The organism is Halopseudomonas sp. (assembly GCF_036961105.1).
Classification (GTDB): Bacteria; Pseudomonadota; Gammaproteobacteria; order Pseudomonadales; family Pseudomonadaceae; genus Halopseudomonas.
Map to the genome: position 1 here is coordinate 1 of NZ_JBALWW010000028.1, position 26,758 is coordinate 26,758.

Sequence of the window (26,758 nt, forward strand, 5' to 3'; positions counted from 1 at the left end):
TGGCATGTTGCTCTCCTTGCTTGAAATAGGGTTGCCGGAGGATCCGGCTGGCCAATAACAACCAAGAGCTGTGCCAAGATAAAAAATTCAAATAAAGTCAGTCAGTTAGAAAGAAGGAGAAAAGACCGAGACAGGCTTGTGTGACATCGGTCACAGAAAGTTGCGCAGATTGTTGCGCACTGCTGTGCAGGTTTTTGCGCACTGGGCTGTAGGGCCCGGAACGACTGGGCTGCGGGAGCCCGGAAAGCCTTGAAAGGCAGAAGCGCTGCGCAACAATTTGCCAATCCCAGCGCCAACAAAAACTCAGGGCTGCGGGGAAACCAATGCGCACAGCTTGGCCACGCCTTCCACCACGCGCGGTGTGGGCCGCACCAGTTGGTCGCTGGCCAGTACATAAAGCCGCTTGCTGGCAACCGCCTTCAACTCGGGGAACCGGCGCCAGTCATCCAGCCACGGCTGAGCGGATATGGCCTGATCGGCCAGCGCGATGATGATATCCGGGTTGGCCGCCAGCACCCCCTCTCTGCCCACCTGGGGGGCCAGCCCGGGCAATTCGGCGAACACATTCTGCGCGCCACAGTGCCGCAACGCATCCGATACCAGCTGACCGCCGGCGACCGTATACAGGGGGTTATCCCACAGCTGAATGAAAACGCGCTGCGGTGCCTGGCCGTCCGGTGGTTCTAACGCCTGCAACTGCTGCCGATAGCGACTGAGCACCTGCTCGGCCTGAGCGGATTGCCCTAGCAGCTCACCCAGCCTCTGCGTAGCGCTGGCAATATCAGCCAGGCTTTGCGGGTCGAACTCGGCCACCTCGATATTCCAACCCCGCAGCCGCTGCAACAATTCGGGCGGGTTGCCAGAGGTCCAGGCCAAAATCAGATCAGGCCGTTGAGCGACTATGCTCTCCGCTGAGAGCGTTTGATAGGCGCCTACGCGCGGCACGTGCGCCAGTTCAGGTGGCAGCTGGCCGTCATCCAGCACGCCGACCAGGCGGTCGCTGGCACCAAGCAGTTGCACCATATCGGTGAGGAAGGGAGCGAGACTGACAATACGCTGAGGATCTGCCTGCAGCGACGCAACCGGCAGACAGACCAACAAGGCTACGCGCAGGCACCAGATCAGCCTGCGACGCATTTACTTGACCCAGGCAGACGGTGGCCGATAAAGCGCCATGACCCCGAGGCTGACCAGCACCAGCAGTAACAAGGGGATCGATTCGCCAGTACAAAAATAGTGAAATAAACCAATGAAGGCTGGCAACTCGGCCGCCAACAGACCAAACATTTGTTGACGGTGCAGCGCCGCCCAGGCGGCCTGCGCGCCCTCATCGTTACCCAGCTTTTCTGCCTGAATCAGCGCCAGCTTGTAGCGCCGAAAGCGCCACAGGGTGACAAAGAGGCTGGCCATTGCGAGCGCAAACAACGGGATGGCTGCAGCAGACAACACGCCTTCCCACTCGCCCATAAGCCATACCACCAGGATCGGCAACAACAGCACGCTGGCCGTCTGCATGCGCCAGAGCGTACGCAGGATGCGCCACTGCGGCTTGGCATCAAACATCATCTGGCTCGGCTTCGGCCTGGTGCAGCTGCCCCAGCATGTGACCCAGCTTGCCGGCCTTCGTCGCCAGATACTTGCTGTTATGCGGGTTTTTGCCGAACTGCAGCGGTAGCCGTTGCGCCACCTCCACCCCAAAGCCCTGCATGGCCTTGACCTTGCGCGGGTTGTTGGTCAGCAACTTGAGGCTGGTGATACCCAGATGCTCGAGCATCGGCTTGCAGATGCCGTAGTCACGCTGATCGGCGCCAAAACCCAGCAGCTCATTGGCCTCGACCGTATCAGCCCCGCCGTCCTGCAGATGATAGGCGCGGATCTTGTTCATCAGACCAATGCCACGGCCTTCCTGACGCAGATACAAAAGCGCGCCGCGGCCCTCTTTGGCGATGGCTTCAAGCGCCGCTTCCAGTTGAAACCCGCAATCACAGCGCAGGCTGAAGAGCGCGTCGCCGGTCAGACACTCGGAGTGCAAACGGCCCAGCACAGGCTCGCCATCGGCCACGTTACCCATGGTCAGGACGACATGCTCCTTGCCGGTCTCCGCTTCGAGAAAGCCGTGCATGGTGAATGTGCCCCACTGGGTGGGTAGCTGGGATGACGCAATGAAGGTGACTGTCACACCGGTCTCCTGTACAGCTGCTGCATAAAGGGGCAGCTATATTAGCAGGAGAACGCCACACGAGCGATCTTCCCGGCGCTCTAATCAGCCGATTGAATGCCGCGCAAGTGGCACAAGCGAGCCGCAAACCTGGCAGCTCAAATATGGATCAGGCAGCAGGAGAGACTGAGGAAAGCATGGGCGAGCCGACCAGCGCTGCCTGTCAATACTTGCGCTCCAGCACCAGGGTACTGCCCTGATCGTCCATGCGCACCCGGTTGAGCCAGCTCATGCCCAGTAATACATCGGTCGGAAAGCCGCCCTCAAGCACCACGCCCTGCACACCTGTGAGTTCAATATCGCCAACCTTGACTCGATCAAGCTGCACCCGATAGGCCTTCACATTGCCGCTGGCAGTGTTGGCGCGAATTTCGGTGCCGGTGACCAGAAAATCTATGCCCAGCCGACGCGCCTGGAACGAATTCATTGCAACGCTGGTAGCGCCGGTATCGACGAGAAACTGCACGTTATGGCCATTGATCGAACCATGCGCAAGAAAGTGTCCGCCTTGACCACGTGCGATGCTCACCTGCTGTGTCTCGCGCTCGGCAAATCCCTGACTGTACTCACGCTGCAGGCCGAGCTGGCGGCGCTCGCCGTTGATACTGATAGTCGCACTCTTGCTGTCGGCGGAAAGCAGGGTCACGCCCTGCGGCCCCGGCTTGCCGACCCGCAACATGTGCCGCTGACCATCGATATTGACCACCGCTGCGTTGGCGAACAGTCCCACCACACGTACCACGGGCTCGGCGCAGGCAAGGCCTGCCCACAGCGTCAGCGGTAGAAGGCCGGCCTTGATCAGCTTGATAAGAAGACTGTGCATGCGATTATCCTTTTCTGCGTGCGGTGTGATGCGCGCGGGCTACACGCGGGTGCCACCTAGGTGCCGCGTTAGACCATAGCCAATAGATACTCGGCAAGCAACAACACCACCAGGGCCATAAAGCCAGCAATGATGTCGTCGAGCATGATGCCGAACCCGCCGCCCACATGGTGGTCAATCCAGCGGATTGGCCAGGGCTTCCAGATATCGAACAGGCGGAACAGCACAAAACCTGCCAATAACCAGAGCCAACCAATCGGCGCCAGCCAAAGCGCTATCCACAGTCCGACGAACTCGTCCCAGACAATGCCGCCGTGATCGTGCACGCCCAGATCCGCTGCGGTTCTGTGGCACAGCCAGATGCCGAGCAAGGTACTCAGCACCAGAACTACCTCGTAACCCCAGGGCGGCAGCTGCTGCCAGAGCAGCACAAAGGGCAGCGCCACCAGCGTACCCCAGGTACCCGGCGCCCTGGGCATGGCACCGCTGCCAAAGCCGAAGGCCAGAAAATGAATGGGGTTGCGCCATACCGAGGCGGGTGCGTGCTCCTGCGAATCAGTCATCCAAACTCCTGAAATGTTGATAACCGCGCTCACCAGTGAGCGGGGCATAACCCTTGCCAACGTCCAACAGCACACCGCTACCGGCGTGCACGCTGCCAATTATGGTGATGGCATGCCCTGCCGCGCGCCATTGGCTGATGTGCGGTTTGGCGGCCGCCGGCAAGGTAAAGAGCAGCACGTAGTCATCACCGCCGCGCAGCATCCACTCCAACTGCTGCAGCTCGGGCCAACTGCCCAGCGCTTCGCTGCAGGGCAGGCGCGCGGCATCAATATGCAGCGCCACGCCACTGGCCTGGGCAATATGCTCGGCATCGGCCAGCAGCCCATCTGACACATCCAGCCCAGCAGTGGCCACCCCGCGCAACAGCTGCCCCAGCGCCAGCTGCGGCTGGGGCCGCCAGAAGCGCTGTTGCAGATAATCTTGTCCCGCCAGCGACAAACCGGGGGGCAAATCACTACCTTGCACCACGGCCAGACCGGCTGCGCCATCCCCCAGGGGGCCGCCAACACAAAGCAGGTCGCTGCCGCGCGCGCCGTCACGGCGCATAGCCTGCCCGCGTGCAACCTGCCCGAGTACGGTGACGCCGAGATTCAGCGGCCCGCGAGTGGTGTCACCACCAATCAGATTGATCGAAAAATCGCGTGCAGCTACTGCCAGCCCACGTGAAAACGCCTGCAACCAGGGCTCGTCCACCTGGGGCAGACTCAGGGCAAGGGTGAAGGCAAGGGGGGTGGCCGCCATGGCGGCAAGGTCACTGACCGCCACCGCCAGCGCGCGATAGCCCAGCTCAGCGGGGGGATATTGTTCGGGGAAGTGCACGCCAGCCAACAGTGAATCGGTGGAGATCACCAACTGCTGGCCGGCGCCCGGCTGCAGCACCGCCGCATCGTCGCCGATGCCCAGCGCCACCGCGGCAGAGTCTGCGGCGCGCTCCAGCTGTGCGGTGCGAAAGTAGCGGCCAATCAGCGCAAATTCGTCCAGTGCCATGCCGCCCTCTCCCACCGCTATAGCGGCTTACCGGTTGCGCGCGGCGCTGACCTCGGCCTTGCGCAAACGTGGTGCCAGCTTGTCGAGGATGCCGTTGACGTACTTGTGGCCATCGGTAGCACCAAAGGACTTGGCCATCTCGATGGCTTCGTTAATGACCACACGATAGGGCACGTCGATGCGCTTGAGCAGCTCGTATACGCCAATGCGCAGCACGGCCAGCTCGATTGGGTCCAGCTCCTTGATATCGCGATCCAGCACTGCACCCAGTTGATTGTCGAGCTCATCGAGGTTGCGCGGAACGCCGGTCAGCAGCTCGTGGAAATAGGGGCTGTCGACCTTGCTGAAATCATTGTCAGTACGAAACTGCGCTTCGATGTCCGACAAGGGCTGATCGGCCATGTGCCAGGAATACAGTGCTTGCAGGGCAAGACTGCGCGCCTTGCGCCGCGCCGAAGCCTTGGGACGGCCAGCGGCCGGTTGCTGCTCGTGGGTGTCCACTCAGGCCTCCAGCTGCTTGATCACACTGACCATTTCATAGGCCGACATGGCCGCTTCTGCACCTTTGTTACCGGCCTTGGTGCCGGAACGCTCGATGGCCTGCTCGATGCTGTCAACAGTCAGCACGCCGAAGGCGACCGGAATGCCGTACTCCAGCGAGACCGAACCCACGCCCTTGACGCATTCGCCAGCCACGTACTCGAAGTGCGGCGTGCCGCCACGGATAACCGCGCCCAGGGTGATGATGGCATCGTACTTTTTCAGGTCGGCGACCTTCTTGACCATCAAGGGGATTTCAAAGGCGCCCGGCACGCGGACGATAGTGATGTCGGACTCTTTCACGCCGTGGCGCTTGAGTGAGTCTACGGCGCCCTCGACCAGGCTCTCGACGACAAAGCTGTTGAACCGGCCAACAACCAGTGCATAGCGGCCTTGGCCAGTTACAAAATCGCCTTCGATGGTACGGATAGCAGTCATGGGCACTCTCTCTCAATTAAAGAACCGGCAGTGCGCGTGGCGCTGCCGTGAATCAAAGCATCAATTTTTAACGTAAAGTTATTCGCAGGGCAGGTATTCTACTACTTCCAGGTCGAACCCGGATATGGCATTGAACTTCATCGGCGCAGACAGCAGGCGCATTTTGCGCACGCCCAGGTCACGCAGAATCTGTGATCCGGCCCCGACCGTATTATAGGTCGAAGGACGGCGCGGCGCAGTCTTGCCCTCACCCAGATTGCTGACGTGCGCCAGCAGCGAGTCGCTGTCTACCTGATTGCCCAGCAGCAGCACCACGCCACGGCCTTCGGCGGCAACTCGGCGCATGGCGTCCTGCAGGCTCCAGCGGCCACTTTCGGGAACCAGAAACAGATCGCGCAGCGGATCCACGTTATGCACGCGCACCAGGGTCGGTTCTTCCGGCTGAATATCGCCGAGCGTCAACGCCATGTGCACCACGTCATCGGTACGGTCACGGTAGGCCACCAGGCGAAACTCGCCCAATTCGCTCTTCAGCTGTTTCTCTTCGGCGCGCTCGACCGTACGCTCATTGAGCAGGCGATAGTGGATCAGGTCGGCAATGGTGCCGATCTTCAGGTCGTGCTGCTTGGCAAAGTTTTCCAGATCGGGGCGACGCGACATGCTGCCGTCGTCGTTCATGATTTCGCAGATCACCGCCGACTCGCCAAAGCCGCCCATGCGCGACAGATCGCAGGACGCCTCGGTGTGGCCGGCTCGCGCCAGCACGCCGCCGGGTTGCGCCATCAGCGGGAAGATATGTCCGGGGCTGACAATGTCTTCGGCAACCGCATTCGGCGCAGCGGCCGCCTGCACGGTGCGCGCGCGGTCTGCGGCAGAGATGCCCGTGGTGACCCCTTCAGCCGCCTCAATGGAGACGGTGAACTTGGTACCAAAACCGGAGCCATTGCGCTGCACCATCAAGGGTAATTTGAGACGTTCGCAGTGCTCCAGGCTCATTGGCATGCAGATCAGACCACGACCGTAGCGGGCCATGAAATTGATGTGCTCGGCCTGACAGGCCTCGGCGGCCATGATCAGGTCGCCTTCATTCTCGCGGTCTTCGTCATCCATGAGGATGACCATCTTGCCGGCGCGAATATCTTCAATCAGTTCTTCAATGCTGTTCAGTTTCATCCGGCCCTCCAGGGGCAGGTTAATCAGGATTTCAGAAAACCGTTCTCGGCCAGAAAGGCCATGCTGATACCGCTGGCGGTAGGCTCTGCAGCCTTCTCGCCGAGCAACAGGCGCTCGAGATAACGGGCGATCAGATCCACTTCCAGATTGACCGGGCTACCGTTCTGGTAGTCGCCCATGATGGTTTCCTGCAGGGTGTGCGGCACTATGTTCAGGTGGAAAACCGCGCCTTCCACGGCGTTCACCGTAAGGCTGGTGCCGTCAACCGTGATCGAGCCCTTTTCGGCAATATACTTGGCCAGTTCGGCCGGGGCCTTGATGCGAAAATGCCAGGAACGGGCATCTTCCTGCATCGACAGCACCTTGCCGACGCCATCCACATGACCACTGACCAGATGACCGCCCAGGCGCGTGGTCGGCGTCAGCGCCTTTTCCAGATTGACTCGGCTGCCGGGCTTGAGCCGCGACAGTGCCGTGCGGCGAATGGTCTCCTGACTGACGTCAGCCCAGAAACCGTCGCCGGGCAACTCGACCGCAGTCAGGCACACGCCATTGACCGCAATGCTGTCGCCCAGTTTGACGTCGCCCAGATCCAGCTTGCCGGTTTTCACGTACAGGCGCACATCGCCGCCACTGGGCTGCATGCTCTGAATCTGGCCGACTGCTTCGATAATGCCGGTAAACATAGACTGCCTCGTACTTGCTCAATGCCGGTCAGGCGACCAGCAGACCCAACCCATAGACGCCGATAAAACCGACGGCAAAGGCCATCAGCAACAGGCCAAAGCTGCGCAGGTAGGTAATGAATGTAAGGCCGGGCATCTTGCTCATGGCAACGATGCCGGCAGCGGAGCCAATTATAAGCAGGGAACCGCCCACACCGACAGCATAGGTCAGGCCCATCCACTCCGCGGCGCTCATCTGCAGATCGGCTTTCAGCAGCGCAGCGGTCAGCGGTACGTTGTCGATCAGCGCCGACAGCATGCCCATCAGGAAGTTGGCCAGCAGCGTCGGCATGATGTCGTACAGTGACGTCAGGCTCTGCAGCGTACCGATGAACTGCAGCATGCCCACCAGCAGCAGCACGCCGAGGAAGAACAGCAAGGTCTCGAACTCGATGACGCGGATGTATTCCAGAATCGGATCGTTATCGATGTCTTCATTGAAGAAACGCGCAATCAGAAACATCGTCGCCAGGCCAGTGAGGAAGGTCAGTACCGGCGGGATGGCGAAGAACAGGCTGAGCAGGATGGTAGCGACGATGGTCAGCAGGAAGAGCGCGCCGATCAGCTTGTCTACCCCACGCAGCTCGTGCAGGGCGTTTTTCTCGATGATCACTTCGCTGTTCAGACCCACCGACAGCAGTGCGGCCAGCAGCAATACCGCCAGCAACGCCGGCGCACTCAGCAGCAGCAAATTGGTGATCTCGACCTTGTCGGCCATGAAGATCATCAGCGTGGTTACGTCGCCGGTGATCATCGCCACACCACCGGAGTTGACCGCAAACACCACCAGAGTGGCAAAGCGCAGCATCTTGCGCAGCTCAAGATTGAGGCTTAGCACCAGCGCAACTGACACCAGCGTTGCCGTGATGTTATCGGCAATCGAGGAGAACACGAAGCAGAATACGCCGGTCAGAAACAGCAGTTTCCGCTCGGTGATACGCCCCGGCAGAATCCGGTAGATAATGTTCTCGATCAGGCCCTTCTTGTTCAGATAGGCAACGAAGGTCATGGTTGCCAGCAGGAACAGCCAGAGGCTGGCGATATCGGTGATGTTCTCGTTCAGCGCCTCCTGTACGCTTTCGCGCATGGCCGCGTCCGGTGCGGCAATAAAGAGCACCATCCAGGACAGCGCGCCGAACAGCAGCACCACCTTGGCCTTGTTTACATGTATTACTTCTTCAAGAACCACGCCCAGAAAGGCGATGATTGCCATCACCACCAGCAGTAGCTGTATGCTGCTTTGCATTGTTTGACACTCTCAGGAAGGGAAAATCGGGCGTGCGGTGATGCGCCAATCCTGGCCTATGGCTCGCATATCGGAAACGGCGACATCCATCGCCTCGCTCATGCTCTCGAAGGGGAGCTGCATCAGGGGGCGCGCCTGGCTTCCCAGCAGGCGCGGCGCCATATACACAATCAGTTCGTCTACCAGACCGGCACGCCAGAAAGCGCCAGAAAGCGCGGCACCGGCCTCGACCAGCACCTCGTTGCAGCCGCGCTCGGCCAGCGTGCGCAGCACAGTGGACAGGTCCACCTTGCCCTCATCGCCGGGCAGCGCCAGCAGCTCACTGCCAATGGCCTGATAGGAATCCGCGGCCTGCTCGGCACTGGTGCTGATCACCAGCGTGGGGCCGGTCTCGCGGAAAAAACGTTGATCCAGCGGCACGCGCCGCAGGCTGTCGATCAATACCCGCAGCGGCTGACGCTGCACGGCGGCACTCGCCTCGTCAGCGGGCAGACCCAGTTCGCTGGCACGCACGGTCAGGGCCGAGTCATCCAGCAAGACGCTGTCGGCACCGCTGATCACGGCGCCGCTGCGCGCCCGCAGGCGCTGCACATCGGCCCGCGCCGCGGGACCGGTAATCCATTTGCTTTCGCCGCTGGCCATCGCTGTGCGACCGTCCAGGCTCATGGCCAACTTGACCCGCACCCAAGGCAAGCCCTGCTGCATACGCTTGATAAAGCCCGGGTTCAATTCCTGCGCTTGCGCTTCCAGTAGACCGCACTCGACACTGATACCAGCGTCTTTCAGTCGTTGCAGGCCCTGACCGGCGACCAGAGGATTGGGGTCTTGCATGGCAGCAACGACGCGGCTGACGCCGGCCTTGATCAGCGCATCGGCGCAGGGCGGCGTCTTGCCGGTGTGGCTGCAGGGTTCCAGGGTCACGTAAGCGGTAGCGCCGCGCGCACGCTCGCCAGCCTGCGCCAACGCATTGACTTCGGCATGGCCATCGCCGGCCTGCACATGCCAGCCTGCGCCGACCAGCGCCGCGCCCTGCACCAGCACACAGCCGACGCGCGGGTTGGGCTCGGTGGTGTACAGCCCGCGTGCGGCCAGCTCAAGCGCACGGCTCATCCATTCGCGATCGACGCGGCTCCACTCAGGCATCGGATTCATCCTGTTCACGTCGCGACAGTCGCTCGATCTCCTCGCGGAACTGGTTGAGATCCTGAAAGCGGCGGTATACGGAGGCAAAGCGGATATAGGCGACTTCGTCGAGTTGCTTGAGCTCGCGCATCACCATTTCGCCCACCACCATGGCCTTGACTTCGCGCTCGCCGGTGGCGCGCAAGCGGTGCTTGATGTGGCCGATGGCGGCTTCTATCTGCTCAACACTGACCGGGCGTTTCTCCAGCGCACGCTGGAAGCCGGCACGCAGTTTGTCTTCATCGAAGGGCTGACGCCGGCCGTCCTGTTTGATGATGCGTGGCAGCACCAATTCGGCGGTTTCGAAGGTGGTGAATCTTTCCTGACAGGCGAGGCACTCGCGGCGCCGGCGCACCTGGTCACCCTCCGCCACGAGGCGTGAGTCGATCACCTTGGTGTCATTGGCGCCACAGAATGGACAATGCATGTAAGTTTCCCGGAAGGATAAAAGCGGCCTACATCTTACTCTCTTGTAGGCCGCGATAAAAATGTATCCTTACATTTCCCTGCCATAAACCTGGCGCAAAAGCAGGAAATCCGGGCGTGCGGGCTCAGGATGCAACAAAGTGTTCGCGCAACCGCCGCTTGGCCACCTTGCCGTTGTCATCGCGCGGCAAACTCTCCACCAACTCGACCCGGCGCGGCACCTTGTAGCCGGCCAGACGCTCACGCACATGTGCCTGCACCTGCTCGGCGCTGAGCAGACCGGCTGGCGCCGCCACCACCGCCAGCAACGACTCACCGTATTCGGCATCCGGCACACCCAGCACGGCGCAGTCGGTGACGCCGGGCAGCGTGATCAGCACATGTTCTATCTCGGCCGGATAGATGTTCACGCCACCCGAGATGACCATGTCGGATTTGCGATCACAGACGTACAGATAGCCCTCGTCATCCAGATAACCAATGTCGCCCACGGTCGCCAGATCGTTCAAACCGGCCTTCTCGCGTGCGCCCTCATTGTTCAGATAGGTAAAGTCCGGCACCGCAGGCTGGCGCACATAGATCACGCCGGGCTCACCTACCGGGCAGTCGTTGCCCTGCTCATCGACAATGCGGATCCGCGTCTGCCCAATGGGCAGCCCCACACTGCCGGGCTTGCGCCGCGCCGAAGCCGGGTCCTGAATGGTGATCATGCCGGTCTCGCTGGAGGCGTAGGTCTCATAGATGACCGGACCCCACCAGTCGAGCATCGCCAGCTTCACGTCCGGGGCGCAGGGCGCGCCGGTGGAGGCAACAAAGCGCACCGACGACAGATCGTATCTTGCCCGCACCTCGGCCGGCAGGCGCAGCAACCGCACATACATGATGGGCACCAGAAACACCGTGTCGATGCGGTATTGCTCGATCAATGCCAGCGTCTGCTCGGCGTCAAAGCGCGGCATCACCACCATCAGTTCAGCCTGCAGAATCGACTGCAGGGCAAAGGAGCTGGGCGCACTGTGATACAGCGGTGCCGACACCAGGGTGCGCACGCCCGGCTCGATACCCCAGGCGGCGCGCGACAGGCCCTGCATGGCGGCGGCCATGGCTTCGCGTTCTTCCGGCGCCGGGGCGAGGCGCTTGACGCCCTTGGGCCGCCCGGTCGTGCCGGAGGTGTAGGCCATGTGCGCACGCGGGGTGCGTGGCTCACCGGCATAGGGCGCCTGCTCGGCCAGCCAGGGCTCGTACGGCAGTCGGCCAGCGGTCAGGCCGCCTTCCGCACCATTGACCAGCACCACCACGCCGGCCGGGATGGCGCCGCGAAGCGCATCCAGCAGGTCGGCCTCAACCAGAAACACCTTGGCCGCCGAGTCCTGCAGCAGGAATGCCACCTCATCGGCCTTGAAGTGCCAGTTAACCGGGCAATAAAAGCAGCCGGCGGTCTGACAGCTCTGGATCGCATCAACAAAGGCGGGGCCATTACGCAGCATCACGGCAATCACGTCGCCATCTTCCACACCCAGCCGGGCCAGACCACCGGCCAGCTGCAAGGCACGCTGGGCTACCTGATCACCGCTGCGGTCAAGCTCTCCGCAGATCAGGCGCGCGGTCACGCCTGGCCGCCTTTATCACCACCGTAGGGGCTGGCAATCTGCTGCATGCGTGCACGCGCGCTGGCATATTCCTGCTCCAACTGGCTTACGGCTTCGGCAGTGGAGGTGATGCCGCCGATGCTGCCCACACCCTGCCCTGCGCCCCAGATATCACGCCAGGCCTTGCTCTTGTTGCTGCCGCCGGAGCCGAACTTCATGCTGCTCTTGTCGCCCTCGGGTAGGTTGTTCGGATCCATCCCGGCATTCTGGATGCTGGGCTTGAGGTAGTTACCGTGCACGCCGGTAAACAGGTTGCTGTAGACGATGTCGTCGGCGCTTGTATCCACCAGCATCTGCTTGTAGGCCGCGTCGGCGTTGGCTTCATGGGTGGCGATAAAGCGCGTGCCCATGTAGGCCAGGTCGGCGCCCATGGCCTGGGCCGCGAGAATCTGCTCGCCCTTGGCGATGGAGCCGGAAAGGATGATGGGGCCGTCGTAGAAAGCACGGATCTCCGACACCAGCGCAAACGGGCTGAGCTGCCCGGCGTGACCACCGGCGCCAGCACAGACCAGAATCAGACCGTCCACACCCGCCTCAATGGCTTTCTTCGCGTGCTTCACGTTGATCACATCATGGAACACCAGGCCGCCGTAGCTGTGGATCGGGCCGACTACCTCGTTGGGCGCGCGCAGGCTGGTAATGATGATCGGCACCTTGTACTTCACGCACATTTCCACATCATGCTGCAGGCGGTCGTTGCTGCTGTGCACGATCTGGTTAACCGCAAAGGGCGCCACCACCGCTTCCGGGTTGGCCGCCTGGTACTCGGCCAGCTCGCTGGTAATGCGCTTGAGCCAGACTTCCAGCTCCTCCGCCGGGCGCGCATTGAGGGCCGGAAAAGAACCCACCACGCCGGCCTTGCACTGGGCAATGACCAGATCAGGGTTGGAGATGATGAACAGGGGGGAGCAGATAACCGGCAGCTTGAGTGAGTTCTGCAGAACGCTGGGAAGACTCATTGTTGTTCTCCTTGAAAAGTCGTGCGCTTAACGCACCTGAATATTCGCGTGCCTGGACTATAGAAGCCGACCAATTGATCTACAATACCCGGCAGCGAGCCCAAACTGTTTACAGATAGGCAACAATCAGTGGATATAAAAACCCTGCAGTTTCTCAGCGCCGTAGTCGAAGCCGGCAGCATGAGCAGCGCCGCACGCCGCCTGGGCACCTCGCGCTCGCACGTGAGCCGGCGGCTCAAGGCTCTGGAGCAAAGCATGCAGGTGCAGCTGTTTCGTCGTACCACGCGCAGAGTGGAACCCACGCAGATTGGCTGGGCGTTGTACGAGCATGCCGCGCGCATAAGCCAGGAACTCAGCGCCCTGCAGGCCACGGTCGACGACCTGGGCAAAAATCTGCGCGGGCATATTCGCCTCAGCGTCCCGGTCGCCCTCGGCCAGCAGGTGGTCGGCCCGCTGCTACTGGAGTTCGCTGCGCTCTACCCTGAGGTTAGCCTGCAACTGACCTTCAGCAATCGTATCTTCGATCTGGTGGCCGCCGAGATCGACGTCGCCATACGGGTCACCTCGACGCCACCCGACACCCTCGTGGCCCGCGATCTCGGGCCGGTCGATTGGGCCCTGTGCGCCAGCCCTGCCTACCTGCAACAACACGGCACGCCGCAGCAGCCGGACGACCTGCTGCAACTGGATATGGTCAGCGTCAACCTGCCCGAACAGCGCCTGCCGCTGGAGCTGTTCGACGGTCGGCAGACGCGCACCCTGACCCTGCGGCCACGCCTGCAGACCGAAGACATGCTGTTCCTCAAACGGGCAGCGCTCGCCGCCATTGGCTGCGCCCTGCTGCCGCTGTACAGCGTGCAGGAGGAACTGGACAGCGGCGAGCTGATACGCCTGTTGCCCAACCAGCGCGTGCGCGTCAGCGCCTGGGGCGACCAGCTGTACCTGCTGACCGCACCCAATCTTTATCCCACGCTGGCCACGCGCACCCTGATCGAGTTTCTGCACAGCCGTCTGCGCAGCCTGTTGCCGGGCTGACGGGGCTGCGGGCTGGCTAGCCCAGCGTTACAATGCAGCCGAGACCACTGCGGATCCCCCCATGACCCTTGCTGCCCTGAACACCGAACTGAACAAGGTGCTGAGCGACGCTCAACTGCTGCCCGCGCGCCTGCCCGGACTGGAAGAGCTGGAGCTCTGGCTGCTCGACCCGGCCAATCTGGACCGCGCCTTCGACAGTGAAGAGACCCGCCGCCTGCTGGAACACCCGCCTTACTGGGGCTTTTGCTGGGGCAGCGGCCTGGCGTTAGCGCGCTGGGTGCTCGACAACCCGCAGCAGGTGCGTGGCAAACGGGTGCTGGATTTCGGTGCCGGCTCCGGCGTAGTCGCGCTGGCCTGCAAACTGGCGGGGGCCGAAAGCGTGATTGCCTGCGACCTGGATCAACCCGCGCAACTGGCCTGTGCACTGAACGCCAAACTCAACGACATGCGTGTGGAGATCGCTGGCGACTACTTTGCCGTCAACGGCCCGCTGGATCTGATCATCGCCGCCGATGTGCTCTACGACGCCGAAAACCGTCCGTTCCTTGACCACTTTGCCGGCCGCGCTGACGCCGTACTGATCGCCGATTCGCGCGTGCGCGAACTGCATCACCCGCCCTATCAGCGCCAGCAGATACTGCCCGGGCGCACCTGGCCGGACCTGGGCGAGCCACTGGAATTTCGCCAGGTCAGCCTGTATGCCGCCGGGGCCGCGCTCGGCAATACTTGATATAGCCCCGCGCCAGCCCTATAAAGGCAACCAGACTTGGGACGCACGCGCGCCCGCCACCCCTTGTATCGGAATAGCCATGTCATCGCCCTACCTGTTTGATGTCACCACCGACACCTTCGATCGCTACGTGCTCGAGAACTCCTTCCACAAACCGGTTCTGGTCGATTTTTGGGCCGACTGGTGCGCGCCCTGCAAGGCACTGTTGCCGACACTCACGACCATTGCCGACAGCTACGCCGGTGAGCTGCTGCTGGCCAAGGTCAATTGCGACGAAGAAGCCGCGCTGAGCGAGCGGTTCGGTATCCGCAGCCTGCCTACGGTAGTGCTGTTCAAGGATGGCCAACCGGTTGAAGGCTTTGCCGGCATTCAACCGGAAAGCGCCATCCGCGAATTGCTGATCCCGCATATTGGCGCCGCTCCCGAGCCAGTGGCAGCTGCGCCGGAGCCAGCCGACCCTGCTGCCGAGGCGACCACCCTACTGGATACAGGCGCCATTGCCGAGGCCATCGCCCTGCTGCAGCAAGCGATTGCCGAGCAGTCCAGTGATGCATTGCTGCTGTTGCTGGCACGGGCGCTGGGAGAGCATGGTGAACTGGACGATGCCGAGCAGGTGCTGGGGGCCATCAGCAAGCCAGAGCAGCACAAGGAGGCGATCAGCCAACTCAAGACCCAATGGGTGTTCAAGCGCCAGGCTGCCGAGTACCCGGCAGCCGAACTGCTGACCAGCCGCCTGGCCAGCGACCCGCACGATAGCGAAGCGGCTTACCAGTTGGCGATTCTCGGTCTTGCCCGGCAGGATTACGAGAATGCCATGGGCGGGCTGTTGGGACTGATGCAGAGCGACCGCAGCTACGCTGACGGTGCCGCGCAGAAAACCCTGATGCAGGTATTCGACCTGCTCGGCGGCGCCAACTCGCTGACCATTCAATATCGTCGTCGCTTATACCAGTTGCTTTACTGACAATACGGCAGAGCGGCACCGCCTACTGCGCAATATCCTGGCTAAGAGATACAACGTACGCCATTGACCAATGCGCGGACCGGCATCCGACCTTTACATAAACGATATAAGATAACATTATGTGTCGGACCAATCATTTACGGAGTATCCCGCATGCGTCGACAACTTATTACTTTCAGCCTGGCCTTCCCGCTTAGTCTTGGCGCACTTGCGCACGAGCATGAGCATGAGCACGAGGAGCACACCAGCCTGGGCGCCCACGAACATGGCGTGGCCAGCCTCAATCTGGCAATAGAAGGCTCGCAGGTACACTTGGAGCTGGATAGCCCGGCAATGAACCTGGTTGGCTTCGAGCACACAGCCAATTCCCCGGAAGACCAGGCAAAGGTCGCAGAGGTGCAGGCCCAACTGCGCAAACCCCAGCAGTTGTTCAGTTTTCCAGCAGCTGCCGACTGCTCTCTTGTAAAGACCGATTTGCACAGTCCGCTCTTTGCCGAAGCCCACGAAGAAGCGGCTGAGCATGCGCACGAAGACCATGATCACGATGAAGCACACGCCGAGCAGCATGCTGATGAACACGAACACGCGCACGCCGACATCGAGGCCAGCTATAGCTTCGACTGCGCCGAGCCAGCCGCGCTAACTCGCCTGGAACTGCCGCTGTTCAAGCTATACCCCGGTCTTGAGCGCATCAATCTGCAAGCCATCACAGCCAAGGGCCAGATGGGCGCAGAGTTGTCCGCCGAAAGTGGCGCAGTGAAGCTGGACTGATATTCTGAACACCCGCAACGCACCCGAGGAAGCCGCACCACCATGACCAGTCCCCTGCTTGAATTCAACGACCTGCGCTTTGCCTGGCCGCGCCAGCCGGTGCTGCTGGATATCGCGCACTTTTCGTTGCAGGCGGGCGAACGGCTGTTTCTGAAGGGTCCGTCGGGCAGTGGAAAGACCACCCTGCTCGGCCTGCTGGGCGGGGTGCATCTGCCTCAGCAGGGCCAAGTCAGCTTGCTGGGACAGTCGCTCAGTACACTGTCCGCGCGGCAGCGTGATCGCTTCCGCGCCGAGCATACCGGCTATATTTTCCAGATGTTCAATCTGCTGCCTTATCTCTCGGTACAGGACAATGTGCTGCTGCCCTGTCGTTTTTCTGCACGCCGCAGGCAGCGTGCAGAGCAGCGTCACGGCAGTCTGGAAGCCGCTGCGAGCCATCTGTTGAACGGGCTGGGCTTGCGCGACCCGGCATTGCTGCGCCGGCCCGCCACGGCTCTATCCATCGGCCAGCAGCAACGCGTAGCCGCCGCCCGTGCCCTGATTGGCAATCCGGAACTGGTGATCGCCGACGAACCCACCTCGGCGCTGGACGCCGATAGCCGCGAAGCCTTCCTGCAGTTGCTGTTTGCCGAATGCAGCGAGGCCGGCAGCAGCCTGTTGTTTGTCAGCCACGATACCGCCCTGGCTCCGCTGTTTGATCGCAGCCTGGCGCTGCCCGACCTCAACCGTGCCACCCGCCTGGAGACACGCTGATGTATCTGCTGCGCCTGGCCTTGCAGAGCCTGAAAAATCGCCGCGTCACGGCCTTGCTGACGGTTTTGGCCATCGCTTTGAGCGTCACCCTGCTGCTGACCGTCGAACGCGTGCGCAGCGAGGCCCGTGCCAGCTTTGCCAGCACCATCAGCGGGACCGATCTGATCGTCGGTGCGCGTTCCGGCTCGGTGCAGTTGCTGCTGTATTCGGTGTTCCGCATCGGCAACGCCACAAACAATATTCGTTGGGACAGTTACAACAACATCAGCACCCTGCCGCAGGTGAAGTGGGCCATCCCCATTTCGCTGGGTGATTCGCACCGTGGTTTTCGGGTCATGGGCACGGATCAAGGCTACTTCACCCACTTTCGCTTCGGTCGCGACAAGCCCCTGAGCTTCACCCAGGGCAAGCCCTTCGACGATCTCTACGACGCGGTGATTGGCGCCGACATCGCTCGCGAGCTGGGCTACCAGGTGGGCACCGAGCTGGTACTGGCGCACGGCGCCGGTGCGGTAAGTTTTGTCGAACACGCCGACAAACCCTTCCGCGTCAGCGGCATTCTGGACAAGACTGGCACGCCGGTTGATCGCACCATCCATGTCAGCCTGCAAGGCATCGAGGCTCTGCACGTGGACTGGCAGCAGGGCATGCCGGCGCGCGGTGCCGGCCATATCAGCGCCGAGCAGGCGCGGGATCTGGACCTGACACCAACCGCCATCACCGCCATGCTGCTGGGCCTTAACCGCCGTATAGACACCTTTGCCGTGCAGCGCCAGGTCAACCAGTTCACCGGCGAGCCCCTGCTGGCGATCATGCCGGGGGTGGCCTTGCAGGAATTATGGAGCCTGCTCAGCGTGGCGGAAAAGGCGTTATTTCTGGTCTCGGCCTGCGTGGTGCTGACCGGTCTGGTAGGCATGCTGAGCGCCATTCTCGGCAGCCTCAACGAGCGCCGCCGCGAGATGGCCATATTGCGCTCGGTCGGCGCCAAGCCCTGGCATATTTTCAGCCTGCTGGTGCTGGAAGCCATGGCATTGACCATCGCCGGGATACTGCTTGGTCTCGGCTTGCTGTACATTGGGCTCTGGCTGGCACAGCCGGTGCTGGAGCAGCAATATGGTCTGTTCATGCCCTTCGGCTGGCCGAATTTGGCTGAACTGAAACTGCTGGCCGCCATTGTGCTGGCCAGCCTGTTACTGGCCTGCGTTCCCGCCTGGCGTGCCTATCGCCTGGCGCTGGTAGACGGCCTGTCGATCAAGACCTGAGGAAGTAACCTGTGCGCGCTCTGATATCCGTCTTACTGCTGTCCGTTCTCATGCTCGGCAGCCTGAGTGCGCAAGCGGCCCGCGAACTGAGCTGGGAGGCGCTGATTCCACCCGGTGCGGCCGAACAGTTCGGCATGCCGCAGCCGATGCACGATCTCTCGCAACTGGCCGACGTGCTCAGTGAGGACGCCACTGGCCAGAGCAGCGGCGCAGCGGCAATCGAGCAACAACAGCCGCAGGCGCCCACGGTGCCCGAACTGGACGGGAAGGAAGTGAAATTGCCGGGCTACATAGTGCCGCTGACGCTGAGCGACGATAATCGCGTGACCGAGTTTCTGCTGGTTCCCTACTTTGGTGCCTGCATCCACGTTCCGCCGCCGCCCTCCAATCAGATCGTTCTGGTACAAAGCGAAGAGGGGGTTGCGCTGGACGCTGCCTATATTCCGTTCTGGATCACTGGCACCTTGCACGTCGAGCAAAGCGAAAGCGAACTGGCCAGCGCCGGATACCGCCTGAGCGCCAGCCACATCGAAATATTCGAATACTGATCGCCAGCAACGCGCTGGTACTGCCTTCACCTGAGCAACGTCACTGCCGCCCCAGTGGGTAGCACCACCCTTGGCGCCAAGTCAGATTTCGCGGCGGGGATGGAACCCGGCCATCCCAGGGAGAACCCGCGCCGGAGAGGCCTGTTGCGCGGGAAACGCAGCCAAGCGGCTGCCTGCCTGGGACGGGCGAGCTCCATCTCGTCCAATGCTTGCAATCGATCACCAGGGTCAAGATGGAAAACGTGCTCTGCGCGGCTCGACCTTGCCTGGCTCGGGGCAGCTCGCATATACCAGCGAACTGGCCTGCGCCGACTGCCGCCTTAGCGCCAGCCGGATCAGGTCTTTCGAAAAGGGGGATTGATCAGAGCCCGGCCTGGGCAGCCGCTGCGGCGTTGCGCAGCGATTGCACCTGGCGACGCTGCTCGGCATTGCCGGGCCGAAATTGCGACAGGGTCGCCTGCATCCCGGACCAGTCGTCCTGCTGATATTGCAGATAGGCTACCTGCAGCCAGTAACGGGCATCGCCGCTTTGCCGGGCCAGTTGCTGCCAGGCACTCAGCGCCTGTTCGCGGTCGCGGGCCGCCTGCCACAGCTGTGCCAGCCGCAACTGGTGTTCACGGTCAGTCGGTAGCAGTTTCTGCTCGATCAGGGCATCGAGCAGGCGTGCCGCTTGCCAGGGCGCCCCGGCTTGCGCATGCAGGGCGACCAGATTATCCAGATCACCAGCGCGCAACCCTACGCCACCCTCGTGCGCCAGACGCAGGGTGGCGGCAGCCTCTGCCTGCTTGCCAGCCATGCTTTGCATGCTTGCCAACTGCCGCCAGTTGTCGCTGCGTTCAGGCGCCCGCCGCACCAGTACCTGCAGCCACTCCACCGCATCGCCGTAGCGCCGCAGTTCATAGTTCATGCCGGCCAGCAGTTGATACCAGATATCCTCGGCAGCCGGATTGGCGCGCACTATCTGTTCTGCCAAGGGGATTGCCTTGCGGTACTGCTTGAGCTCTCGGTAGGCCTGCACCAACAGCCGCCGGGTTGCCAAGGGCAGGCCACTGACCTCTTCGGCTTCCAGCAGTTTGACCGCCTCCGCGTATTGCCCCTGTTGCACCAGCAACTGCGCCAGGTTGCGGCGGTCCTGCTGCGCCGCTTCGGCGCTAAGCTGGTCCTGCGCAAGCGCCAGTTTCAGCCAGCGAATGGCCGCAGCGTACTCTTCCCGCTCAATCGCCAGGTAGCCCAGCCGCTGTTGTACCAGTGCCTGTTCCAGCGAGTCGGCGCTGGTGCTCTTCAATGCCTCATCCAGGCCGCGCTGGGCGGCGCGCAGGTCGCCCGACTGCTGCGCCGTGCGAGCACTTTCCAGCGCCATGAAGACCTTGGGATCAATTTGTTGCGCCTGGACCACCGGCGCCAGCAGAAAAAGCAGCAACAAGACTGGGCGCAATCGCATTAACGTCTCCCCTTGGTAAGACGGAAATACAGGGTTTTAGTCGCTTCGCGCTCCACTGCCTGGCCGTTCTCGCGGCGCGGCGCAAAACGCCAGCGGCTGGCAGCGCGGCGCGCTTCGCGTTCGAATACGCCAGGCGGCTCAGCTGCGGTGACTCGCAGGTTCTCCACCTTGCCGTCGGGGGTGATGGTAAAGCGCAGCGTTACCTCGCCCTCAATTCCGGCTGCCAGCGCGCGGCGCGGGTAATTGGGTGGCACGTCCACCAGCGGAGTAACTTCTTCGGCGGTGCCCGGCGGCGGTGCGGGCGCAGGTGCCGGACTAGGCGCGGGTGCAGGCGCAGCGGGTGCCGGGCGCAGGTCGCTTTGCGCAGGAGCGACACTCAGGCTCAGGGCGTTCTGCAGCTGCGGTACCTCGATCTGCAACTGCAGCTCGGGCACCTGCTGCGCTGCAGGTGCGTCCACTTGTGGCTCGGTCACGGGTTCGGGGGGCTCGGGCCGTTCCGGACGCTGCAACTCTTGCCGCTGATCTTCATTGGTACTATCACTGACGCTACGCACTACGCCGATACGCAGCAGCTCCTGCGGCGCCTGCGGGTCGTCCTGAGGCGGCATGATCAATAGCACCATCAGGGTAAAGAGCGCCAGAGCGACCAGCACCGCCCCGATAAAGCTCAGCAACAGTCGCATCAGCGACCTTCCGCCGTGGCGGCCAGGGCTACCGCTTCAACACCCGCCAGCTTGGCCTGATCCATGACCCGGATCACCAGCCCGCTGCGCGCGTCCTTGTCGGCCTGCACCACCACGGTGCTATCGGGCTGATCCACGCGCATGCGCTCAACTGCGGCGCGCACGGCGCGGATATCCACCTGCTTGCGGTCGATCCAGATTTCACCGTCGGCGCTCACCGCTATCAGGATATTGCCCTTTGGCTGCTCAGCCGCACTGGCTGCCGAGGGGCGCTCCACCGTGATCCCCGACTCCTTGATGAAGGAGCTGGTGACGATGAAGAAGATCAGCATGATGAATACGATATCCAGCATCGGCGTGAGGTCGATGCCGGCCTCTTCATCTGCAGTGCTGTGGTGTCTGCGCATACGCATGGCGTAACTTCCTATTCGTGACGCAGGCGGTCGGACAACCGCTGCAAGGCCCGGCGCGACTGTTGATCCAGCCGTGCCAGACAAAACAAGCCACTGATGGCAATGACCATGCCGGCCATGGTCGGCACGGTGGCGCGCGAGACGCCGGCCGCCATGGCGCGCGGATTGCCGTTGCCACTCAGAGCCATGACGTCGAATACCTGAATCATGCCGCTGACCGTGCCCAGCAAACCCAACAGTGGGCACAACGCAATCAGCACCCGCACCATCGGCAGGTAGCGATTCAACCGCTGCTGTGCCTGCGACAGCCACGCGCTGCGAATGTGCCGCGCGGCCAGGCTGCGGCGCTCGCCGCGGCCCAGCCACGCTTGCTGATAGCCCTTGGCTTCAGCGGGAAACACCCGCGCCAGGAACCACAGGCGCTCCAGCATCAGCGTCCACAACAACACTGTGGCTAGCAGGATGCCCCAGAGCACCCAGCCACCGCTGTCGAGGAAATCCTGCAGATGCCAGAAGGCTTCAATCACGCGGCTTGTCTCCGCCGCCCAGGTGCAAGGCGATCAAACCGGCGCTCTGCTGCTCCAGCAACTGGATCAATGCCTTGCTGCGCGCCGCCACCAGGCTGTGCATGAACAGCAGCGGAATGGCAGCAATCAGGCCCAGCACCGTGGTCACCAGTGCCTGCGAAATACCATCAGCCATGAGCTTGGGGTCACCGGTGCCATATTGAGTGATGGCCTGGAAAGTGGCGATCATACCGGTCACGGTACCCAACAGGCCGAGCAGCGGCGCCACGGCCGCCAGCAGTTTTATCAGCCCCTGCCAGCGCTCCAGCGCTGGCGTCTCCTTGAGAATGGCCTCGTCCAGCTTGAGCTCGAGGGTGTCGAGTTCTTCCAGCCGCGGATTGTTGCCGATGACGCTGAGTACGCGGCCTAACGGGTTGTTGTCCTGCAGATGGTCAAGGTCGGCCGTCTGGCGATCGACGCGGCGCTGGACGCCCTGCAACCAAAACAGTCGGGCCAGCGCCAGCAAGATACCCAGCACACCCAACACAATGATCACATAGCCAACGATACCGCCCTGCGTGACCCGCTCCAACAGCTGCGGCTTGCGCTGCAACTGGTCAAGCACGTTGCCGCGCGAAGGGTCGATCCACAGATCAGCCAAGCCCTCGTGGGGCGCAGCAAAGTCGCCGATCAGAGAAGTACCCTGGGGTTGCCGTTCAAGCAGCAGCAACTGCTGGCTATCGGGCTGATAATTAAGGTACTGCTGCTCGCTAAGCGCAACAAAGGGGCCCACACCTATCACTGCCTGTTGCCGTGTCTGCCCGTGGCGGTCCACTACCGCCGCGTCATAACGGCTGATTTCACCGCTGGCGGTCATGTCCTGCTGCAAGCGATACCAGAACTGCTCGAGCTGCTCGACCTGCGGAATACGCTGGCTTTGCGCCAGGGCATCCAGCTCTTTCAGCCGTTCTGGAAAGCGGCTGTTGAGCAACGAGTCCTGCCACTGACTGCGGGTATCGCCGGCGCCCTGGCGCACCACGCCAAACAGTTCGCCGAGGTTGCCGCTGCGCTCGTTCAACTCGGCCTTGACCGCTGCCAAGGCTTCACTCTGCTGCTGAAACTGGGCGTCCAGCGCGTCAGCGCTCGCCTGCAACTGATCACGCTCGCGCACCGCAGCCGCCATGCGCTGTTGCTGCTGGCCCTGCTCCTGCAAAAAGGCCTGCTCGCGGGCACGCATTTGCGCCTCTTCCGCACTGCGGGTTTCGCGAATACTGCGCAGCAGATCCTGCTTGCTTGGCGCCTGCGCCTGTAACTGGCTCGCCGGCAGCAGCGCCAGCAAGATAAAACCTATGCAAAGGCGCTTCATGGCGTCATCTCCTGGCTAACCGCAGGCAACGGCAAGCGCAGCATCACCGGCATCTGTTCAGTACGTGCAATGGCCAGGCCCTGCTCCAGGGTGCGCCGGTAGCCGCTGGGCAATACCTGCCACTCTTGCGTGGTGGTGTCCCAGTAGCCCTGCTCCTGGCCGTCCAGCGTCTGATAGAACAGCATCAGGCGACCCAGGCGCAGAAATTCCACTACGCGCGCGTCATCACCCTGGGTCAGCTCGCCACGCCAGGCTTCCAGGGTGCGGCCATAGTCGCTCTCGATCTGGTACGCCTCCAGAACTCGGCGATAGAGTTCGGCAATGCTGACTTCAGGATCGACCAGCAGATCCTGTAGCCGCGCCAAGCGGTCCTGACGCTCTTCCGGCAGAAAAGGCAGGTCCACGGCGATGAACTGCTCCAGGGACTCAACCATGCGGCGAATCAGCGGACGCATCTCGGCCTGGGTATGTTCAATGCTGCCCAGTTGCTCACGCAGGCTGACGAGCTCTGCCTGCTGCTGCGCCACCACCTTCTGCATCCGGCTGTTGTACTCGCCCAGTTGGCTGATTTGCTGGTTGGCCTGCCGATAGGTCTCAAGGGCGTTGCGCGTGGCGTCGTCCAGTTGATCGATGCGCTGCTGCGAATCGACCGCAGCGGCAGTCAATTCACTGCTTTGCTGCTGCGCCTGCTGCACCGACTGCGCCTGTACCGCCAGCGGTACACACAGCAACGCCGTTAGCCAAACTGCTCTCATTTACCTTCTCCCCAGGGAGTGCGGGCCTGAAGCGGCCACTTAAAAGAGAAGCATTATCATCTTTGCACAAACAGAGTTCAACCTCCCTGCGGCCGCCTGACGCAGGCGATTGCCGCCCAGTCTTGCTCCAGATCAATATCTTCAGCGCCGTCGCTGCGTAAAGTCTCCCCATCGAACACCGAGGAGCAAAATCACATGTCACGCAAAATTCATCACATCGCTTCACTGCTGATCGCCCCAGCGCTGCTGGCCGTGTCAGTGTCTGCCAACGCTTACCAGGCTGGCGACGCCATCATTCGCCTTGGCGCTGCCGCCGTGGATCCGCAGGAAGACAGCGGCAACGTCAAGATTGGCGGCGCCGACAGTGGGCTGACCGTGGGCGTGGATAGCGATGTACAACTGGGGCTGACCGGCACCTACATGCTGAGCGACCACCTTGGTATCGGCCTGCTGGCCGCCACCCCCTTCCAGCACAGCATCAACCTCAATGGCGTTGGCAAACTGGCGGACATCAAGCACCTGCCACCCACAGTCACGCTGCAGTATTTCCCGCTGGACACCAAGTCGGCTGTGCAACCCTTTGTGGGCGCGGGCATCAACTACACCGCTTTCTTCGATGAAGAGTTTACCAGCGCGAACAAACAGGCCGGTTTCAGCGACCTGGAGCTGGACGACTCCTGGGGCCTCGCCCTGGAGGCGGGAGTGGACTACCAGTTGACCGAGCATCTGCTGCTCAATGCGTCTGTCTGGTATGCCGATATCGATACCGAAGCCAGCTTCAAGGTAGCCGGCGTCAACAGCAGCGTCGATGTCGACATTGATCCCTTTGTCTACATGCTCGGGCTGGGTTACAAGTTCTAGGCAGGTTTGCCGGCTGACAGGCTCAGGCCTCTGGCGCTGTCAGCAGCCCACTTAGGCCGGCGCGCCAGGCGCGCGGCTTGATCCCGAACACGTGCAACAGGCGCCGCCCGTTCAGAGCGGCGTTTTGCGGTTCGTAACGGGCGGCCGCCTGGCTGGCGTAGGCCACCGGCTCGATAATGGGATCCTGGTGCAGACGGTGCGCACCGCGCAGCTCCTGGCCCAGGCTCATGGCGAGGCTGATCCAACTGGTTACCTCGGCACTGCCATAGTGATAAACGCCATAAACCTGGGATTCGCAGTCACTCTGTTTGATCACTGCCAGTAGCACCCGCGCGGCATCCGCCACGGGCGTCGGATTACCGCGCCACTCCTCTGCCAACTCGACCTTCTGGGCGGCCTGCAGCTGCTTGACCAGACGCATCAGCATGCCTTCGGCGGAACCATCGAGCAGCCAACTGAACCGCAGCAGCAGATGTCGCGGGCAGCGTTGTGCCAGGTGGTGGTCCAACGCTGCCTGCGCCGCGCCCTGCGTACCTATGGGGCGTAACTCGTCCTTCTCGGTGTAGGCAGTGCTTTTGGCGCCGTCGTAAACCCGGGTGTTGGAAAGCATGCAGAGCAACAGCTCGCGCTGCGCGCAAGCATCGATCAGCCGCTCGGCAAAAGCTTGATGCGCTGCCACGCGCGCCTCATCTACCGAGACCAGTTGAAACTGCTGGTGATAATGCGCCAGGTCGATCACCGCGTCCGGCGTCAATGCATCCAGCCAGCCATCGATAGCGTCCGGCAACCACTGCGCCGCCTCGTCGACCTGCAGAAACTCAATGTCTTCCGCCGCTGCCTGTTGCACCAGTGATTGGCCCAGTAGTGATTCCCGCCCTAGCAGCAAAACCCGCATGCGCATGCTTTTCTCGACCCTTATCCCAGTATCCGGCTCTGTCGCCTATTGTGCAGTGTCAGGCGTTACGCGTCACCTGCCGTCAGGTATAGGTGATCAGTTCGCGGCGTTCGGGGGCGTCCAGATGCGGCACACTGTTGAAGCTGCTCAGGCGCATGGAGCGCTGATTGAACACACAATGAATGAGACCGGTGTTACGCGTTTGCAGGTTCAGCTCGACCATGGTCTTGCTTGGCGCCTCCAGCAACTGACGCACCAGCATGGCAATGGCGCCACCGGAGCTGACCGCCAATACTCGCTGACCCTTGTAATTGCGCATGATGTGCTCGCGGGCATGCACTATGCGCTGCTCGAAATCTGCCCAGGTTTCCGGCAGCTCGCCTTCCAGACGATCTTCGGACCAGAGCACGATGCCTTGCTTCAGCCGCTTGAAGTAGTCTGCGACCACCGGCTTGTCAGGCAGCGCCTGGTCCGGGTGCTGGTCGAGGAAGGCATGCAGTACCGAGTGAAAATCAAATTCGTTGAGCTCCGGCAATACCTCGAAAGCGGGCTCGCCGATGCCCAACCCTTCACAGATGCCCTGCGCCGTTTCGCTGTGACGCACCATGTCGCCGGTGATGATGTGATCAAATTGCATGCCCTGCGCGCGAAAATATTCGCCCAGCAGACGCGCTTGCTGATGCCCCTTTGCGGACAGCAGATCATAGTTGTCGGAACCGAAGGAGGCCTGGCCGTGGCGGACGAAATACACTTCTGACATAGATGAACCCTTATCGCTTGCACTCGAAGGCAACCCGCCCACGCCGATACCTGATAGAAGCACGACGCTTTCCACGAGCCATAAA

General features: G+C 62.0%; 31 protein-coding genes. 8 read left to right on the forward strand and 23 right to left on the reverse strand.

Going from position 1 to position 26,758, the window contains the following annotated elements; all coding sequences use genetic code 11:
* Window positions 1-303: 303 nt before the first annotated feature.
* The 15 genes from V7756_RS17675 to V7756_RS17745 all read right to left on the reverse strand — a co-directional run bounded on the left by V7756_RS17675 (window position 304) and on the right by V7756_RS17745 (window position 12,930).
* Window positions 304-1,137: a cobalamin-binding protein gene (locus V7756_RS17675; protein ID WP_335611521.1), complete on the reverse strand. Its 834-nt coding sequence runs from the start codon at window positions 1,135-1,137 to the stop codon at window positions 304-306.
* The gene (locus V7756_RS17680) at window positions 1,138-1,563 is read right to left on the reverse strand and encodes an MFS transporter (protein WP_335611522.1); all 426 of its coding nucleotides are present in this window, start codon (window positions 1,561-1,563) and stop codon (window positions 1,138-1,140) included.
* A complete protein-coding gene (gene ribA / locus V7756_RS17685; protein WP_335611523.1) occupies window positions 1,556-2,179 on the reverse strand; it encodes a GTP cyclohydrolase II in 624 nt (207 codons plus the stop codon). The genes V7756_RS17680 and ribA overlap by 8 nt, the downstream gene beginning before the upstream one ends.
* A gap of 202 nt (window positions 2,180-2,381) precedes the next feature.
* Window positions 2,382-3,041, reverse strand: coding sequence for a retropepsin-like aspartic protease family protein (locus V7756_RS17690; protein WP_335611524.1), 660 nt, complete (start codon window positions 3,039-3,041; stop codon window positions 2,382-2,384).
* Window positions 3,042-3,109: 68 nt separating this feature from the next.
* A complete protein-coding gene (locus V7756_RS17695) occupies window positions 3,110-3,604 on the reverse strand; it encodes a phosphatidylglycerophosphatase A family protein (protein WP_335611525.1) in 495 nt (164 codons plus the stop codon).
* Complete coding sequence (gene thiL / locus V7756_RS17700) at window positions 3,597-4,592, reverse strand: thiamine-phosphate kinase (RefSeq protein WP_335611526.1); 996 nt, start codon at window positions 4,590-4,592, stop codon at window positions 3,597-3,599. The genes V7756_RS17695 and thiL overlap by 8 nt, the downstream gene beginning before the upstream one ends.
* A gap of 27 nt (window positions 4,593-4,619) precedes the next feature.
* The gene (nusB, locus tag V7756_RS17705; protein WP_335611527.1) at window positions 4,620-5,093 is read right to left on the reverse strand and encodes a transcription antitermination factor NusB; all 474 of its coding nucleotides are present in this window, start codon (window positions 5,091-5,093) and stop codon (window positions 4,620-4,622) included.
* Window positions 5,094-5,570: a 6,7-dimethyl-8-ribityllumazine synthase gene (gene ribH, locus V7756_RS17710; RefSeq protein WP_335611528.1), complete on the reverse strand. Its 477-nt coding sequence runs from the start codon at window positions 5,568-5,570 to the stop codon at window positions 5,094-5,096.
* A 78-nt stretch (window positions 5,571-5,648) separates the two neighbouring features.
* The gene (gene ribBA / locus V7756_RS17715) at window positions 5,649-6,743 is read right to left on the reverse strand and encodes a bifunctional 3,4-dihydroxy-2-butanone-4-phosphate synthase/GTP cyclohydrolase II (RefSeq protein WP_335611529.1); all 1,095 of its coding nucleotides are present in this window, start codon (window positions 6,741-6,743) and stop codon (window positions 5,649-5,651) included.
* A 23-nt stretch (window positions 6,744-6,766) separates the two neighbouring features.
* On the reverse strand, window positions 6,767-7,429 hold the full coding sequence (locus V7756_RS17720) for a riboflavin synthase (protein WP_335611530.1): 663 nt from the start codon (window positions 7,427-7,429) through the stop codon (window positions 6,767-6,769).
* Window positions 7,430-7,457: 28 nt separating this feature from the next.
* A complete protein-coding gene (gene nhaD, locus V7756_RS17725; protein ID WP_335611531.1) occupies window positions 7,458-8,714 on the reverse strand; it encodes a sodium:proton antiporter NhaD in 1,257 nt (418 codons plus the stop codon).
* Window positions 8,715-8,726: 12 nt separating this feature from the next.
* Window positions 8,727-9,857 (reverse strand): bifunctional diaminohydroxyphosphoribosylaminopyrimidine deaminase/5-amino-6-(5-phosphoribosylamino)uracil reductase RibD, encoded by a 1,131-nt coding sequence (gene ribD / locus V7756_RS17730; protein WP_442909024.1) that lies wholly within the window; start codon window positions 9,855-9,857, stop codon window positions 8,727-8,729.
* On the reverse strand, window positions 9,850-10,323 hold the full coding sequence (gene nrdR / locus V7756_RS17735) for a transcriptional regulator NrdR (protein WP_335611533.1): 474 nt from the start codon (window positions 10,321-10,323) through the stop codon (window positions 9,850-9,852). Before nrdR ends, ribD begins: the two co-directional genes overlap by 8 nt.
* Before the next feature lie 124 nt (window positions 10,324-10,447).
* Window positions 10,448-11,932, reverse strand: coding sequence for an AMP-binding protein (locus tag V7756_RS17740; RefSeq protein ID WP_335611534.1), 1,485 nt, complete (start codon window positions 11,930-11,932; stop codon window positions 10,448-10,450).
* Window positions 11,929-12,930, reverse strand: a complete 1,002-nt coding sequence (locus tag V7756_RS17745) for an NAD(P)H-dependent flavin oxidoreductase (RefSeq protein WP_335611535.1) — start codon at window positions 12,928-12,930, stop codon at window positions 11,929-11,931. The genes V7756_RS17740 and V7756_RS17745 overlap by 4 nt, the downstream gene beginning before the upstream one ends.
* A 129-nt stretch (window positions 12,931-13,059) precedes the next feature.
* Between V7756_RS17745 and V7756_RS17750 the strand changes: the two genes are divergently transcribed.
* From V7756_RS17750 to V7756_RS17780, 7 genes are all read left to right on the forward strand, one after another.
* Window positions 13,060-13,965 (forward strand): LysR family transcriptional regulator, encoded by a 906-nt coding sequence (locus tag V7756_RS17750; RefSeq protein WP_335611536.1) that lies wholly within the window; start codon window positions 13,060-13,062, stop codon window positions 13,963-13,965.
* 61 nt (window positions 13,966-14,026) lie between these two features.
* Complete coding sequence (locus V7756_RS17755) at window positions 14,027-14,695, forward strand: class I SAM-dependent methyltransferase (protein WP_335611537.1); 669 nt, start codon at window positions 14,027-14,029, stop codon at window positions 14,693-14,695.
* A 79-nt stretch (window positions 14,696-14,774) separates the two neighbouring features.
* Window positions 14,775-15,659 (forward strand): thioredoxin, encoded by an 885-nt coding sequence (gene trxA, locus V7756_RS17760; protein ID WP_335611538.1) that lies wholly within the window; start codon window positions 14,775-14,777, stop codon window positions 15,657-15,659.
* 153 nt (window positions 15,660-15,812) lie between these two features.
* Window positions 15,813-16,430 (forward strand): DUF2796 domain-containing protein, encoded by a 618-nt coding sequence (locus tag V7756_RS17765; protein ID WP_335611539.1) that lies wholly within the window; start codon window positions 15,813-15,815, stop codon window positions 16,428-16,430.
* 42 nt (window positions 16,431-16,472) lie between these two features.
* On the forward strand, window positions 16,473-17,183 hold the full coding sequence (locus tag V7756_RS17770; protein WP_335611540.1) for an ATP-binding cassette domain-containing protein: 711 nt from the start codon (window positions 16,473-16,475) through the stop codon (window positions 17,181-17,183).
* Window positions 17,183-18,445, forward strand: coding sequence for an ABC transporter permease (locus V7756_RS17775; protein ID WP_335611541.1), 1,263 nt, complete (start codon window positions 17,183-17,185; stop codon window positions 18,443-18,445). The genes V7756_RS17770 and V7756_RS17775 overlap by 1 nt, the downstream gene beginning before the upstream one ends.
* A 50-nt stretch (window positions 18,446-18,495) precedes the next feature.
* A complete protein-coding gene (locus V7756_RS17780) occupies window positions 18,496-18,993 on the forward strand; it encodes a DUF3299 domain-containing protein (protein ID WP_335611555.1) in 498 nt (165 codons plus the stop codon).
* A gap of 361 nt (window positions 18,994-19,354) precedes the next feature.
* Here V7756_RS17780 and V7756_RS17785 read toward each other — a convergent pair whose 3' ends face one another.
* From V7756_RS17785 to V7756_RS17810, 6 genes are read right to left on the reverse strand one after another with little or no spacing between them, the layout of a single operon-like run.
* Window positions 19,355-20,434, reverse strand: a complete 1,080-nt coding sequence (locus V7756_RS17785) for a tetratricopeptide repeat protein (protein WP_335611542.1) — start codon at window positions 20,432-20,434, stop codon at window positions 19,355-19,357.
* The gene (locus tag V7756_RS17790) at window positions 20,434-21,117 is read right to left on the reverse strand and encodes an energy transducer TonB (protein WP_335611543.1); all 684 of its coding nucleotides are present in this window, start codon (window positions 21,115-21,117) and stop codon (window positions 20,434-20,436) included. The genes V7756_RS17785 and V7756_RS17790 overlap by 1 nt, the downstream gene beginning before the upstream one ends.
* Window positions 21,117-21,530 carry an ExbD/TolR family protein gene (locus tag V7756_RS17795; protein WP_335611544.1) on the reverse strand — a complete coding sequence of 138 codons (414 nt, stop codon included), beginning with the start codon at window positions 21,528-21,530 and terminating at the stop codon, window positions 21,117-21,119. The genes V7756_RS17790 and V7756_RS17795 overlap by 1 nt, the downstream gene beginning before the upstream one ends.
* Window positions 21,531-21,541: 11 nt before the next feature.
* Entirely contained in the window at window positions 21,542-22,057 is a 516-nt protein-coding gene (locus V7756_RS17800; RefSeq protein WP_335611545.1) for a MotA/TolQ/ExbB proton channel family protein, read from the reverse strand.
* Window positions 22,050-23,402 (reverse strand): MotA/TolQ/ExbB proton channel family protein, encoded by a 1,353-nt coding sequence (locus tag V7756_RS17805; RefSeq protein ID WP_335611546.1) that lies wholly within the window; start codon window positions 23,400-23,402, stop codon window positions 22,050-22,052. Before V7756_RS17805 ends, V7756_RS17800 begins: the two co-directional genes overlap by 8 nt.
* Window positions 23,399-24,157 (reverse strand): DUF3450 domain-containing protein, encoded by a 759-nt coding sequence (locus tag V7756_RS17810; RefSeq protein ID WP_335611547.1) that lies wholly within the window; start codon window positions 24,155-24,157, stop codon window positions 23,399-23,401. Before V7756_RS17810 ends, V7756_RS17805 begins: the two co-directional genes overlap by 4 nt.
* 195 nt (window positions 24,158-24,352) lie before the next feature.
* Between V7756_RS17810 and V7756_RS17815 the strand changes: the two genes are divergently transcribed.
* Complete coding sequence (locus tag V7756_RS17815; protein ID WP_335611548.1) at window positions 24,353-25,018, forward strand: OmpW/AlkL family protein; 666 nt, start codon at window positions 24,353-24,355, stop codon at window positions 25,016-25,018.
* A 22-nt stretch (window positions 25,019-25,040) separates the two neighbouring features.
* Here V7756_RS17815 and V7756_RS17820 read toward each other — a convergent pair whose 3' ends face one another.
* Window positions 25,041-25,919 carry a sugar nucleotide-binding protein gene (locus tag V7756_RS17820; RefSeq protein ID WP_335611549.1) on the reverse strand — a complete coding sequence of 293 codons (879 nt, stop codon included), beginning with the start codon at window positions 25,917-25,919 and terminating at the stop codon, window positions 25,041-25,043.
* A gap of 76 nt (window positions 25,920-25,995) precedes the next feature.
* Window positions 25,996-26,673: a histidine phosphatase family protein gene (locus V7756_RS17825; protein ID WP_335611550.1), complete on the reverse strand. Its 678-nt coding sequence runs from the start codon at window positions 26,671-26,673 to the stop codon at window positions 25,996-25,998.
* Window positions 26,674-26,758 lie beyond the last annotated feature (85 nt).

Coding starts and splice junctions, on each gene's coding strand:
- V7756_RS17785 (WP_335611542.1), bottom strand. CDS start 20,434: ATGCGATTGCGCCCAGTCTTGTTGCTGCTTTTTCTGCTGGCGCCGGTG.
- nrdR (WP_335611533.1), bottom strand. CDS start 10,323: ATGCATTGTCCATTCTGTGGCGCCAATGACACCAAGGTGATCGACTCA.
- V7756_RS17765 (WP_335611539.1), top strand. CDS start 15,813: ATGCGTCGACAACTTATTACTTTCAGCCTGGCCTTCCCGCTTAGTCTT.
- V7756_RS17745 (WP_335611535.1), bottom strand. CDS start 12,930: ATGAGTCTTCCCAGCGTTCTGCAGAACTCACTCAAGCTGCCGGTTATC.
- trxA (WP_335611538.1), top strand. CDS start 14,775: ATGTCATCGCCCTACCTGTTTGATGTCACCACCGACACCTTCGATCGC.
- V7756_RS17680 (WP_335611522.1), bottom strand. CDS start 1,563: ATGTTTGATGCCAAGCCGCAGTGGCGCATCCTGCGTACGCTCTGGCGC.
- ribD (WP_442909024.1), bottom strand. CDS start 9,857: ATGCCTGAGTGGAGCCGCGTCGATCGCGAATGGATGAGCCGTGCGCTT.
- V7756_RS17720 (WP_335611530.1), bottom strand. CDS start 7,429: ATGTTTACCGGCATTATCGAAGCAGTCGGCCAGATTCAGAGCATGCAG.
- nhaD (WP_335611531.1), bottom strand. CDS start 8,714: ATGCAAAGCAGCATACAGCTACTGCTGGTGGTGATGGCAATCATCGCC.
- V7756_RS17690 (WP_335611524.1), bottom strand. CDS start 3,041: ATGCACAGTCTTCTTATCAAGCTGATCAAGGCCGGCCTTCTACCGCTG.
- V7756_RS17780 (WP_335611555.1), top strand. CDS start 18,496: ATGCTCGGCAGCCTGAGTGCGCAAGCGGCCCGCGAACTGAGCTGGGAG.
- V7756_RS17695 (WP_335611525.1), bottom strand. CDS start 3,604: ATGACTGATTCGCAGGAGCACGCACCCGCCTCGGTATGGCGCAACCCC.
- V7756_RS17820 (WP_335611549.1), bottom strand. CDS start 25,919: ATGCGCATGCGGGTTTTGCTGCTAGGGCGGGAATCACTACTGGGCCAA.
- V7756_RS17815 (WP_335611548.1), top strand. CDS start 24,353: ATGTCACGCAAAATTCATCACATCGCTTCACTGCTGATCGCCCCAGCG.
- ribH (WP_335611528.1), bottom strand. CDS start 5,570: ATGACTGCTATCCGTACCATCGAAGGCGATTTTGTAACTGGCCAAGGC.
- ribBA (WP_335611529.1), bottom strand. CDS start 6,743: ATGAAACTGAACAGCATTGAAGAACTGATTGAAGATATTCGCGCCGGC.
- V7756_RS17805 (WP_335611546.1), bottom strand. CDS start 23,402: ATGAAGCGCCTTTGCATAGGTTTTATCTTGCTGGCGCTGCTGCCGGCG.
- V7756_RS17775 (WP_335611541.1), top strand. CDS start 17,183: ATGTATCTGCTGCGCCTGGCCTTGCAGAGCCTGAAAAATCGCCGCGTC.
- V7756_RS17790 (WP_335611543.1), bottom strand. CDS start 21,117: ATGCGACTGTTGCTGAGCTTTATCGGGGCGGTGCTGGTCGCTCTGGCG.
- V7756_RS17810 (WP_335611547.1), bottom strand. CDS start 24,157: ATGAGAGCAGTTTGGCTAACGGCGTTGCTGTGTGTACCGCTGGCGGTA.
- V7756_RS17675 (WP_335611521.1), bottom strand. CDS start 1,137: ATGCGTCGCAGGCTGATCTGGTGCCTGCGCGTAGCCTTGTTGGTCTGT.
- V7756_RS17795 (WP_335611544.1), bottom strand. CDS start 21,530: ATGCGTATGCGCAGACACCACAGCACTGCAGATGAAGAGGCCGGCATC.
- V7756_RS17825 (WP_335611550.1), bottom strand. CDS start 26,673: ATGTCAGAAGTGTATTTCGTCCGCCACGGCCAGGCCTCCTTCGGTTCC.
- thiL (WP_335611526.1), bottom strand. CDS start 4,592: ATGGCACTGGACGAATTTGCGCTGATTGGCCGCTACTTTCGCACCGCA.
- V7756_RS17755 (WP_335611537.1), top strand. CDS start 14,027: ATGACCCTTGCTGCCCTGAACACCGAACTGAACAAGGTGCTGAGCGAC.
- V7756_RS17770 (WP_335611540.1), top strand. CDS start 16,473: ATGACCAGTCCCCTGCTTGAATTCAACGACCTGCGCTTTGCCTGGCCG.